Origin of the sequence: Paenibacillus sp. FSL F4-0125 (assembly GCF_038008565.1) — a bacterium.
In the GTDB taxonomy this organism is placed as follows: Bacteria; Bacillota; Bacilli; order Paenibacillales; family Paenibacillaceae; genus Paenibacillus_AQ.
In genome coordinates, this window is record NZ_JBBOZJ010000001.1 from 272043 (window position 1) to 284473 (window position 12431).

Genomic DNA, 12431 nt, shown 5'->3' on the forward strand with positions numbered 1-12431 from the left:
GAGAATTGTAACTCATACTTTTCGATCAGAGATAAGATATGATATCACCTATTCCTTTTTATTTTGAATCTATTATAACGTCTGAGGATTTGTGATGGCGATTTTTTCTAATAAAGTGGCTATTGAAATGTTGGAAACGGTGTGCTAATATTTCAATTGAAAACGTTACCGATAAGGATACCGGAAAATAAGCGATCGTTACTTAAGTGAAATGAAAACGCTGACAACATTCTAGGTGGGTAATTTCGGAGACGTCTTTAAGCGAGGTAATTTAATAACAAGTACGAGGGGGAAGAAAAATGAAGAACATTAAAAAATATCTAGGGCTCATGTTGGTTATGTCTATGGTAGTAGTCTTGGCAGCAGGGTGCGGGAATAAAGAAAACAATGCTGCATCTAATGATGGAAACGCTTCATCTGGTAAAAAAGGATCGGTTTACTTCTTAAACTTCAAGCCTGAAATTGCAGAAATATATGAAAAAATCGCTAAGGATTACGAAGCAGAGACAGGCGTTAAAGTGAAAGTCGTAACGGCTGCTGCAGGTACTTATGAAACCAAATTGAAATCTGAGATTTCTAAGTCAGATGCACCTACAATCTTCCAAATCAACGGACCTGTTGGTTATCAATCTTGGAAAGATTATACCTTGGATTTGAAGGATACTAAGCTGTACAGCTATCTGTCCGATAAAAGCTTGGCTGTAACAGAAGGTGAAGGCGTATATGGTATCCCTTACGTAGTTGAAGGCTACGGTATCATCTACAACGATGCAATTATGAAGAAATACTTTGCCTTGGCTGATAAAGCTGTGTCCATTTCTTCCACGACTGAAATCAATAACTTCGAGACCTTGAAAGCAGTAGTAGAAGATATGACTGCTAAAAAAGATCAACTGGGTATTAAGGGTGTATTTGCTTCCACTTCCCTCGCTGCTGGTGAGCAATGGAGATGGCAGACTCACTTGGCTAACTTGCCGCTGTACTATGAATTCAAAGACAACACTGAGTTTGATAACACCGTACTTGCGGGTTTAGCTTCTAAAGAAGTTGAATTCAAATATAACGATAAATTCAAAAACATTTTCGATCTTTACATCAAAAACTCTGTGACTAAAGAAGCGCTTCTAGGTAGTAAATCTGTAGCTGATTCCATGGCTGAGTTCGCACTGGGTAATGCAGCTATGGTTCAAAACGGTAACTGGGCTTGGTCACAAATCAATGATGTAGACGGTAACGTAGTTAAAGCTGAAGAGATTAAATTCTTGCCTATCTACACAGGTATGGAAGGCGAGGAAAAACAAGGTCTGGCTGTAGGTACAGAAAACTATTTGGCAATCAACAGCAAAGCATCTGCTGAGAATCAACAAGCTTCCATCGCATTCTTGGAATGGTTGTTCTCCAGTGAAAAAGGTAAAGCTTATGTAACGAATGACTTAGGTTTCATCGCTCCATTCAACACTTTCGAAGATAGCGAAAAACCAGCAGACCCACTGGCTAAAGAAGTGTCCGCTTGGATGGAAAAAGATCTGACTTCTGTAGCTTGGACATTTGCAGCATTCCCAAGTGAAGAGTTCAAAAATGTCTTTGGTGATGCGCTCTTGCAGTACGCTCAAGGTAACAAAACTTGGGATGAAGTTGTAACGATCTTCAAGGACACTTGGAAGGCTGAAAAAGCAAAATAATAAAGGCATGGAAAGATGATTGAATATCCCTCAGTTGTTATATAGATACAAGCTTAGTGCCACTAGGTTCCTTAGGGACTTCAGTGGCACTAAGCAACAATTCGAGTGAATTTGATTACATCTGTTTAATCATTTTCCATTCTGAGATAGGAGAAGACTCCATGGAAAAATCGATAAAAAAATATTTTGCTCTTTTTGCATTACCGACCATAATAGCCTTTGGAATCGCTTTTGTTGTACCATTTCTGCTAGGTATATATTTATCCTTTACAGAGTTTACTACAGTCAATGATGCTAAATGGATAGGGTTTGGCAATTACGTTAAGGCATTCTCAAATCAAGAATTCCTAAATGCGCTGGGCTTTACGGTTAAGTTTACAGTTCTATCGGTTCTTACGATTAATGTGTTCGCCTTCATTCTGGCGATGTTGTTAACTAGAAAACTAAAAGGCACTAACGTATTTAGAACTATCTTTTTCATGCCTAACTTGATAGGCGGTATCGTATTAGGATACATCTGGCAGTTGATCTTTAATGGAATCCTGTATAAATTTGGTGTTACTTTGACCTCAGATGCTACTTATGGATTTTGGGGATTAATCATCCTTATGAATTGGCAATTGATAGGGTACATGATGATTATCTATGTTGCAGGTATTCAAAATGTGCCTAAGGATATAGTAGAAGCCGCAAGAATTGATGGAGCTTCACGTTCTAAGATATTACGTAATGTGACCATCCCGCTCGTAATGCCGTCTATCACCATTTGTTTGTTCTTAACCTTATCGAATTCATTCAAATTGTTTGACCAAAACTTAGCATTGACCGCTGGTGCTCCGTCTAAGCAGACATCCATGTTGGCACTGGACATCTACAATACATTCTACGCAAAAACAGGGTGGGAAGGTGTGGGTCAAGCGAAGGCCGTCGTATTCTTTGCTTTAGTAGCCTTAATCGCCTTAGTACAGCTTGTCATTACTAGAAGAAAGGAGGTTGAGAACTAATGCAACAGACTAGAGCAAAAGACTACTCCATTTTCACTATTTTGTTGGTCTTGGCCATTGCGTTCTTATCTCCGATCTTTATTGTTCTAATGAACTCCTTCAAAGGTAAGTTCTACATTAGTGATACGCCTTTCTTATTCCCTAATGAAACTACATTTGTTGGTTTAAAGAACTATACTAGCGGTGTAGCGAAGATCGATTTCTTTAGTGCTTTCGGAATGTCCTTGTTTATCACCGTGTGTTCGGTTGCTGTAATCGTGTTATTCACTTCCATGACCGCATGGTATATTACTCGGGTCAAATCAAAATTCACGAACTTAATGTACTACGCATTTGTGTTCTCGATGATCGTACCTTTCCAAATGGTTATGTTCACAATGACTAAGACGGCCAATGTGCTGCATCTCGATAATCCGATTGGAATTATCTTGATCTATTTAGGATTTGGCTCAGGGCTATCCGTCTTTATGTTTAGTGGATTTGTGAAGTCCATACCGCTTGAAGTTGAAGAAGCAGTTATGATTGATGGATGTAATCCACCGCAAGCCTTCTTTAGAGTGGTATTGCCCATCCTTAAGCCAATAGCTGTAACCGTAGCGATCCTAAATGTAATGTGGGTATGGAATGACTTCCTGTTGCCGGATCTGCTGATCGGTACTGAATACAAAACCATTCCTATTGCGATACAGTACCTAAAAGGCGGTTACGGATCGATTGATATGGGAGCTATGATGGCGATGCTTGTATTAGCTATTGTACCGATTATCATTTTCTACCTCACCTGCCAAAAATACATTATTGAGGGTGTTGTTGCAGGAGCTGTGAAGGGTTAAATAGAATATGTCTGTAGAAGCAAGTAGGGTGCTTTTCTTGTTGAGTCTTCTCTTCAAGAATCCCCTGCTTTCTTATTTAACGTGCAAAGGAAAGGTAGAAATGGAGAGATTGACTATAATAGATATCGCCAAATTATGTGGGGTTGGCGTGACTACAGTATCCAGAGCGATAAATAATCATCCAGACATTAATGAAGAAACAAAAGCGATGGTTATGAGAGTCATCAAAGAGAACCATTATGTACCGAATAACAGTGCAAGAAATTTAAAACGTTCAGATTCGAAAACGATTGCAGTATTGATTAAAGGGATTTCTAACCCCTTTTTTAGTCCGATGATCAAAGTATTTGAAAAAGAGATTCAGCGAAAAAGATATTCCTTCATTTTGCAACGAGTTGATGAGAATCAAGATGAGATCGAAGTAGCGATCGAGCTGGAGAAAGAAAAACGTTTGAAGGGAATTGTGTTCCTGGGGGGATTATTCTCACACTCTCAAGAAAAATTACAACAATTAACGGTTCCATTTGTTCTTAGTACGATCGGAATGACGGAAGAGTTTGATCTAAGTGATTATTCTTCTGTATCTGTAGATGACTTTAATGAAAGCCTTAAGATCGTCGATTATTTATGTAACTTGGGACATCAGAAAATAGCAGTCATTACTGCGCCTGAAGATGATGTGAGTATCGGTAAACTGAGATATGAAGGCTATAAAAAGGCACTTTCAGATCATGGAATAGCTCATAATGAACGGCTAGTACGGCAGATGAAAGAAGATATTGATAGCTACAGTATGGAAAACGGGTATGTGGTTACAAAAGAACTACTGGAGTCAGGAGAAGAGTTTACTGCTATTTTCACCTTATCAGATAGTATGGCCATTGGCGCTTGTAAAGCAATATTTGAAGCGGGTAAGCGAGTACCGGAAGACTACTCTGTAGCTGGTTATGACGGACTGGATATTTCCTTCTATTATAATCCTTCCATTACTACCATCAAGCAGCCGGTAGTTGAAATCGCGGAAGCGACAATTAAGATACTTTTTGATCTCATTAATAAGAAGGTGAATCACGCGCATCAGATTTTCCCTGCAGAATTAATGGTTAGAGAATCTACGAGGTCTATATTGTAGTGTCAAAAGTTTTTATGTTTAAGTTTATTTACGAATCGGGGTGGGGAGATAGAACCGCAAGAGATTAAACTTAATGATATCAGCAGCATCACTCGGTTTCTCACCGCATTCGGTGACCCTACTCGGATTCGGATTGTTACGTTATTAGGTAATAAAGGTCGCCTGAACGTTGGGGAAATTGCAGGAGAATTCGAAATAAGCAGGCCAGCGGTCTCGCACCACCTCAAAATCTTACGGGATGCTCGCATTGTTGACTTTAAGAAAAGGGGGCAGGAGGTGTATTACTGGTTGGCTCGTGAGAGGGTTACAACGAATTTTAGGACGCTTGCCGATTTGGCGTCGTCGTTTCATTATGGGGACTAAGCCAGCTTAAGAAATCGGCTTAGTCCTATTTAGTTTCGAGATTTAAGGTCCTTGTTGAGTACACTTCGAAACATCCCCACACCTAACAATACCAAGGGTAGAAATACACCAAAGGTTATAATATAGTACACCCAGTAATTATCAAATAATGTGTTGTAATAAGTGTAATTTGGAGCAATAAGCGGTGCTAGTGCAACAAGGATCATTCCTGTAGGTAGAGTTAGCACTCGAAACTCTTTTAGGTTTAATAATTGAGACATTCCTAGAACAAAAGCGTAGAAGTACAAGGTTACTTCTATAAATAAGGTTAACATCCACAATAGAGCTATCAAGGCTTCAACCCGCTCGAAGAACCCGCCAACGGATATTCGCCTTGCGATGTTATAGCTGGGATATATATCTCTGGTCGTCAGATCCGGTCCTAGCACTAAAATGGAAACAAGGATGGTCAGGAAAATGATAATCCCGCCTAGGAGACAGCCCTGTAGTAAGGCTTTTGTTATTTTTTGTTGTTGATTTACATAAGGAAGGAACATTAGAAAGACAACGGGCTCTAAGAAGGTATAAGACGAAATGGAGATGGACCCTCTTAGCACTGGCTTTATTCCGTCCTCTAATATGGGCAGCATTCTGACGATTTCCATTTGAGGTATAATGGCGACCGTCAAGACCAGAAATAGGACTATAACCATGGGAGTAAAGATCTCACCCGTTCGTCCGATGACCTCAATACCGAGTCGTGTTGCCATAATGACGATCAGTATAAATAAGATTAGAATAGCCGGAATAGGAGTTCCAGGTAACATTTCCGAGGTCACGAAATCAGCCACTTCCCGCATACTTCCTACGGCAACGATGAGAAAATACATTAAGGTCAAAAGGGATAGAATAGTCCCAACCCATTTTCCAAAAACTTTTTGAATAAGTTGGATAAGCGTTAGTTTGGGGTATAACTTTGCAACTCTGCTATACATATAGATGGCTAATAAACCTACGACCATTCCAATTAAGGAAGAAATCCAGGCATTTTGTTTGGCGTAGTGTGTAGTGGAAGGAGGGATTACTAGAATGGAATCCCCAATGGTAAGGAGCATAACAAGAATAGTTAGCTGACGAGTACTTATTTTTCCTTTTTCGAGCATGGCTTCATTCACTCCAATGTATTACTTCATCTTTTCTAAGAAAGAGTTAGTCACTTTTCCTAACTGACGAATCTCCATGTTCACCTTTACATTTACTGGCAAGTTAACAAAGGTTTGATCCCAATTATCACTCAGTTTCTTCCATTCTTGCGGGTTTGAGCGATGGATGGCTTCGCCAAATCCAAAAATATCACTTTTATATACTTGTTGTACCTTCTTAATTGTAGTTTCGAATAATTTTATCACTTTCTGGTTGGCAATTTGATTTAATTCTGTGATGGTTTTTGGGTTCGTCAGTTCTAGATTGCTGCATTGTACCTCGCCTAAATCTGCTTCCAAATATTGCTGAATACTGATAGCAGGTTTGCCATCCTGCATGCTGCCTTTAACTTTGGAGTGAGCTTCAAATACCTTAAGAGATATCCTTTTCCCTTCAGGACAGTTGATGTAGAACACCGTGCTATTCACTTTGTTCGTTAAATAGTTATACACCTTTGATTCCTCTTGATTTAGCCAACCGATTAATTTGTCATCTTTGAATACGGCTAACCCTGAGTATTTCAATTCTGTTGGTGAATCTACCGTTTCAACATTCTTTGGGGTCTCCCCCACATCTATATTCCCTTGGATAACAACCCCTGTTAGAACTGGATTTTTACCCTTCGCTACGAGATCTGTAATCAGATCTCCTAGTGTTACAGTAGATGTAGGCGCCCATTGCTTCTCCGATGTTTCCAAACTGGAGAACAAGCGTACAGCGGGAATCTTTTCGAGGCTAGTTAATATTTTCAGAGCATCTTCTGCCTTGGCGTCCTTTGACACCACTATAAAATAATCATTTCGAGTTGCGGTATCCCTTGACATGAAGTCAAGAACATCACTAATTCCCCCCCTAGCCAGATCCTCGCTGAGGACTAAGATCCGCAGATGAGAGATATAGATTTTACGTGGACTTACGGTTGTGATTTTCCTAAGGGCTTCATATACGGTTTTTCCGGTCGTTTTATAAAGGTTAACGGGTGATTGAGGGCTCCCGCCTTTTGATCCAGCGATCTGGCTGGGTAAAACCACTTGTGCAGAAACTTGAAACTCATCTCCGACCTTATCTATACCGATACCGACGGCAATTGCGAGATCATTCATTTCCTCTCGACTCCAGCAACCCGTTAAGCCTATTTGCATGAGCACAAGAAGGCAAAGCAAAAGTGATCTTCGTTTCATGGTGTATTCCTCCATTGGATCTCTCGGGGTTAGTCCGACTAATTGTTAAGATAACCAGGCATTTACCATGTCGGCTACAGGCTTGTAGATGAACACCATCCAACCCAACGGATCGGAGATCGAGATATTCATTACGTAAATAAGACTAAAGCAAGTTCCCAGTAATAGAAGAAATGAAAATACCCACAGCTCCCGGATTAACTTTTTCCTCCACATAAGGGGTACTTCGATAGCAATAATAACGGCTACAATGATGAGAATCCCTACTATACCCAATATTAACAACCTCCCAACCAATCTTTAGTTCCGAGATGCCAAGTCTTTGCTAAGTGCTTTTTGAAACATGCCCACACTTAATAACACCAAGGGTAGAAATATCCCGAAGGTAATGACATAGTACACCCAATAATTATCAAAAATTGCGTTGTAATAAGTGAAGTTCGGGGCAATGATGGGAGCAAGTGCAACTAAGATCATCCCTGTGGGTAAGGATAATACCCGATAATCTTTTAATTTCAATAATTGGGACAACCCCAGAACGAAAGCATATAAGTACAAGGTTACTTTTATGAACAAAGTTAACATCCACTCTAAAGCGATCATGGCTTCAACCCGTTCGAAGAATCCGCCAACAGATATGCGCCTTGCGATGTTATAACTGGGATATATATCTCTGTTTGTCAGATCCGGTCCTAATACCAGTATAGAAACGAGAAGCGTAATGAAAATTACAATACCGCCTAGAATCGAACCCTTTAAGAAGCTCTTTGTTATTTTTTCTTGTTGATTTACATAAGGAAGGATCATCAGAAAGACAACTGTTTCTAAAATGGTGTAAGTAGTGATGGAGATAGCCCCTCTTAGAACAGGCTTTATCCCGTCCTCCAAGATCGGTAGCATTCTGACTATTTCCATCTGAGGAATAATAGCAAAGGTCTGAATTAGAAATAAAAAAATGAACATGGGAATGAAGATCTCGCTGGCTCTTCCAATGACCTCGATACCCAGACGGGATGCCATAATTGCGATCAGTATAAATAACATTAAAATGGCTGGAATAGGAGTTCCAGGTAACATTTCTGAGGTCACAAAATCAGCGATTTCTCGCATGCTTCCAACGGAAACCATAAGAAAAAACATGATAGCCAGAAGCGATACAATCGTTCCTATCCATTTTCCAAAAGTCTTTTGAATGGCCTCTATAAGCGTTAAATTGGGATAGGCCTTTGCGAACTTGCTGTACGTATAGACGGCTAATAGACCTGCGATCATCCCGACTAAAGTGGAAATCCAGGCGTTTTGTCTGGCGTAGTGAGTAGCGGAAGAGGGGATTATAAGAATAGAATCCCCAATAGTAAGGAGCATAACCAATATGGTTAGCTGACGGGCACTTATTTTTCCCTTTTCTAACATGGCTTCGTTCACTCCTATTTATTTGTTTTCATCTCTTGCAAGAAAGAATTAGTTACTTTTCCTAACAGACGAATCTTACAATCCATCTCGATGTTTACCGGCATATCAACAAAGGTTTGATCCCAATTATTCCTCAGCTTCTTCCAATCCTGCGGGTTAGAGCGATGGATGGCTTCACCAAATCCAAAAATATCGCTTTTGTATTCTTTTTGGACTTTCTTAATCGTATTTTTGAATAGCTCTGACACTTCCTTGTTGATGCTTTGTTCTAATTCGGTAATGGTCTTTGGGTTTGTAAGGTCTAAATCTTTACATTGTACCTCTGTTAAATCTGCTTCCATATGTTGCTGGATACTGATTTCTGGCTTGCCATTCCGCATGCCGCCCTTTACCTTGGCGTGGGCATCAAATACCTTATAAGACGCCATTTTTCCATTGGGACATTTTCTGACGGCGAGCGATTCCTTCACCTGATTTGTTAAGTAGTTATACACCTTTGATTCCTCTTGGTTTAGCCAACCAATCAATTTGTCATCCTTGAATACCGCTAGCCCTGAGTAATTTAATTGTGTTGGAGAATCTATGGATTCTACATTTTTTAGAGATTCTCCTACGGCTACACTTCCTTCGATGACAAGGCCCGTTAATACAGGATTCTTCCCCCTAGTTACCAGTTCCGTAATGAGCGTTCCTAAGGTCACCGTTGATGTAGGTGCCCAAGTTTTCTTCGAGGTCTCTAGGCTGGAAAACAAGCGTACAGCGGGAATCTTTTCGAGATTGGTTAACACTTTCAGAGCATCCTCTGCCTTGGCATTCTTTGCTACCACAATAAAGTAATCATTTCGAGTTTCAGTATCTCTTGACAGGGAATCTAGGACATCACTGATTCCCTCTTTAGCTAAATCTTCGCCAAGGACTAATATTCGAAGATGAGAGATATATATTTGACGTGGGCTTTTCGTTGTGATTTTCCTAAGTGCTTCAGTTATAGTTCTGCCGGTTGCTTTATAAAGGTTAACGGGTGCTTGGGCAATGCCTCCTTTTGAACCGGCGATTTGACTGGGTAACACAACTTGTGCAGAAACTTGATATTGATCTCCTTGTTTATCGAAACCAAGGCCTACAGCAATTGCAATTTTGTTTAACTCCTGTCTGCTCCAGCAACTTGTTAGGAATATTTGCATGAGAATAAGAACGCAAATCATAAGCGATTTTCGTTTCATGATTTATTCCTCCGTCAAATCTCCCGGTTTTTGCGGGGGTGTACTTTTTTCCCGAACGATATTTTTTTGATTGATTAGCCTAGGGCGGTTAAACATAGCCCACAAGGGCATTCGGAAGAAGACATCCTTTTGATCGGAAAGATTATAGGGTGCTAACGGGCTCATGTAGGGAATTCCAAAGGAGCGTAAGCTGCACATATGCAGAACTATCGCAATAACCCCGATAATGATCCCGAACAATCCAAAGGATGCAGCAAGGAACATCATCGGAAAACGAAGCATTCTAATCGTCAAAGAAAGATCAAAGGATGGCAGCACAAAGCTAGAGATCGCCGTTATAGCGACGACAATAAGCATCGCAGCTGAAACAATACCGGCATCCACCGCTGCCGTCCCAATCACCAAAGTACCTACAATGGATACAGATTGGGCTATAGTTTGGGGCATTCGTACACTCGCTTCCCTTATAATCTCAAAGGCAAGTTCCATCAACAGTGCTTCAATGAATGCGGGAAGTGGCACGCCTTCCCGTTGTGCAGCCAAACTGATCAGCAGGGTTGTGGGTAGCATTTCCTGATGGAAGGTAGTAATAGCTACATACAAAGATGGGGCTAGTAGTGAAACAAATATACTGAAATAGCGAAGCAGCCGAACTAGGGTGCTTACATCGGCGCGTTGATAATAATCCTCCGCCGTCTGCATGAAGGATACGAATAAGGTAGGAACCGTCATTACTATAGGCGTTCCATCTACTAATATGGCTACTTTGCCCTCCATAAGCGCAGCTGCAATAACATCAGGACGTTCTGTATGATGGATCGTTGGAAACGGAGAGTAGGTTTCATCCTCGATTAATTCTTCGATATAACCACTTTCCAGAATGGCATCCACATCGATTCGATCTAAACGTGAATGTACTTCTTTCACAATACCTTCACTAACAATGCCATTGATATACATAATAGCTACATCAGTTTGGGTTATACGTCCAATTTGCTGTGTTTCTAACCAGAGATTGGGGTCCTTTATTTTTCGCCGAATTAATGCAGTATTCGTTCGCAAGCTTTCTGTGAAGGCTTCTTTAGGTCCGCGAATCACCGTTTCAGTGGCGCTTTCCGTTACACCGCGGTCTTTCCAGCCTCGCATTCCAATCGTGAATCCTTTGGTGTCTCCATCGATTAAAAGAATCACATCTCCGGATAGTAGAGAGGTAAATAAAGAAGTGAATTCGGTCACATCCTTGATATCACCTACAGTGAGCATGTGTTTTTTAAAAAAGGAATAGTTTGCACCGTCAGCATCCAAGGTTAAATCAGGAATTTCTAAGATAAGAGACTCTAGAATGAAGTCTTGAATAGCTTTACTGTCTGCCAGTCCATCTGTATAGAAAATAGCGGCTTTGATCTGATGTTCTAAACCAATAACGAAATCTCTGATCACAAGGTCAGTGCTATGGCCAAGGGTTGTTTTTATATATTGAATATTATCTTGTAGACTTTTCTTGATAGGTTCCTTAGGTAAATCTTTAATGGGGTCGGGGTGCCCTAATGAAGGCTTTTTAAAAGCTTTTGTTATCGTTCTGTTCAGAAATCCCATAGTTGTTATCCCTCTTCCGCAAGCTGCTGTAATATAGCTATTACCATAATGCGGTGGGATTATTCTTTGAATAATCTACTGCGGCTTGGGGGATGAACACACAAAAAAAGCCGCCGAGATTCTCTCGACAGCTAGGGCAGAACTTGATATTTAAGAACTAGAGGATGTCCAATCATTCGTCAGGTGTTTCTCAGTTAGTATGGAGAGCAACTGGATACCGACTTCATTATGGCCGCCTTCTGGGATGATCAAATCGGCGTATTTTTTGGATGGCTCAATAAAAGCTTCATGCATCGGCTTAACCGTGCTTAAATATTGGTGATGGATCGACTGGATGCTTCGACCGCGTTCCTCGATATCACGGAGTACCCGGCGGAGGATGCGTACATCAGGGTCAGCATCAACAAACACTTTGATATCAAGCATATCGCGGAGATTCTCGTCGGACAGAACATGGAGTCCTTCGATGATTACAATATTGTTTGGTTTCAGTTCTACGGTCTCCGTAGTGGAGCGAGCATGAACTGTGAAGTCATACACTGGTGCATATGCGGTTTGATCTTCTCGCAGACATTTAAGATGCTCGATAAGCAGCTCGTTGTCGAAAGCGAAAGGATGATCATAGTTAATGGATTCACGTTCAGCAAAGCTGAGGTGTGAATGATCCTTATAGTAGTTATCTTGAGATATGAAAGTTACCTTTCCCGTTCCAAGACGGTCAATGACGGAGCGGGCTACGGTTGTCTTTCCCGAGCCGGTGCCGCCGGCGATACCAATGATGAGCATGTGATTCAATAACCCTCCCTAAGATTGCCGTTGCAA

Annotated in this window: 12 protein-coding genes; 5 read left to right on the forward strand and 7 right to left on the reverse strand. The window is 40.8% G+C overall.

What is annotated here, in order from left to right:
• The first annotated feature begins 299 nt into the window (after positions 1–299).
• From NST74_RS01290 to NST74_RS29905, 5 genes are all read left to right on the forward strand, one after another.
• The gene (locus tag NST74_RS01290; protein ID WP_341110065.1) at positions 300–1682 is read left to right on the forward strand and encodes an ABC transporter substrate-binding protein; all 1383 of its coding nucleotides are present in this window, start codon (positions 300–302) and stop codon (positions 1680–1682) included.
• A gap of 161 nt (positions 1683–1843) precedes the next feature.
• Complete coding sequence (locus NST74_RS01295) at positions 1844–2686, forward strand: carbohydrate ABC transporter permease (RefSeq protein WP_042123416.1); 843 nt, start codon at positions 1844–1846, stop codon at positions 2684–2686.
• Positions 2686–3519, forward strand: a complete 834-nt coding sequence (locus NST74_RS01300; protein WP_042123418.1) for a carbohydrate ABC transporter permease — start codon at positions 2686–2688, stop codon at positions 3517–3519. The genes NST74_RS01295 and NST74_RS01300 overlap by 1 nt, the downstream gene beginning before the upstream one ends.
• 100 nt (positions 3520–3619) lie before the next feature.
• A complete protein-coding gene (locus NST74_RS01305; RefSeq protein WP_341110067.1) occupies positions 3620–4651 on the forward strand; it encodes a LacI family DNA-binding transcriptional regulator in 1032 nt (343 codons plus the stop codon).
• 87 nt (positions 4652–4738) lie between these two features.
• Positions 4739–5014, forward strand: a complete 276-nt coding sequence (locus NST74_RS29905) for an ArsR/SmtB family transcription factor (protein ID WP_445668166.1) — start codon at positions 4739–4741, stop codon at positions 5012–5014.
• A 29-nt stretch (positions 5015–5043) separates the two neighbouring features.
• On the opposite strand, the gene NST74_RS01310 is transcribed toward NST74_RS29905, so the two are convergent.
• The 7 genes from NST74_RS01310 to udk form a co-directional block, all read right to left on the reverse strand.
• Positions 5044–6156 carry a GerAB/ArcD/ProY family transporter gene (locus tag NST74_RS01310; protein ID WP_341110069.1) on the reverse strand — a complete coding sequence of 371 codons (1113 nt, stop codon included), beginning with the start codon at positions 6154–6156 and terminating at the stop codon, positions 5044–5046.
• Positions 6157–6177: 21 nt separating this feature from the next.
• Positions 6178–7377, reverse strand: a complete 1200-nt coding sequence (locus NST74_RS01315; protein ID WP_341110072.1) for a Ger(x)C family spore germination protein — start codon at positions 7375–7377, stop codon at positions 6178–6180.
• 45 nt (positions 7378–7422) lie between these two features.
• Complete coding sequence (locus tag NST74_RS01320; RefSeq protein WP_341110073.1) at positions 7423–7653, reverse strand: hypothetical protein; 231 nt, start codon at positions 7651–7653, stop codon at positions 7423–7425.
• Between the two features lie 24 nt (positions 7654–7677).
• Positions 7678–8790 carry a GerAB/ArcD/ProY family transporter gene (locus NST74_RS01325; RefSeq protein ID WP_341110074.1) on the reverse strand — a complete coding sequence of 371 codons (1113 nt, stop codon included), beginning with the start codon at positions 8788–8790 and terminating at the stop codon, positions 7678–7680.
• A gap of 14 nt (positions 8791–8804) precedes the next feature.
• A complete protein-coding gene (locus tag NST74_RS01330; RefSeq protein WP_341110075.1) occupies positions 8805–10013 on the reverse strand; it encodes a Ger(x)C family spore germination protein in 1209 nt (402 codons plus the stop codon).
• 3 nt (positions 10014–10016) lie between these two features.
• Positions 10017–11609: a spore germination protein gene (locus NST74_RS01335; RefSeq protein ID WP_341110076.1), complete on the reverse strand. Its 1593-nt coding sequence runs from the start codon at positions 11607–11609 to the stop codon at positions 10017–10019.
• A 150-nt stretch (positions 11610–11759) separates the two neighbouring features.
• A complete protein-coding gene (gene udk, locus NST74_RS01340; RefSeq protein WP_076116417.1) occupies positions 11760–12395 on the reverse strand; it encodes a uridine kinase in 636 nt (211 codons plus the stop codon).
• Positions 12396–12431: the final 36 nt, after the last annotated feature.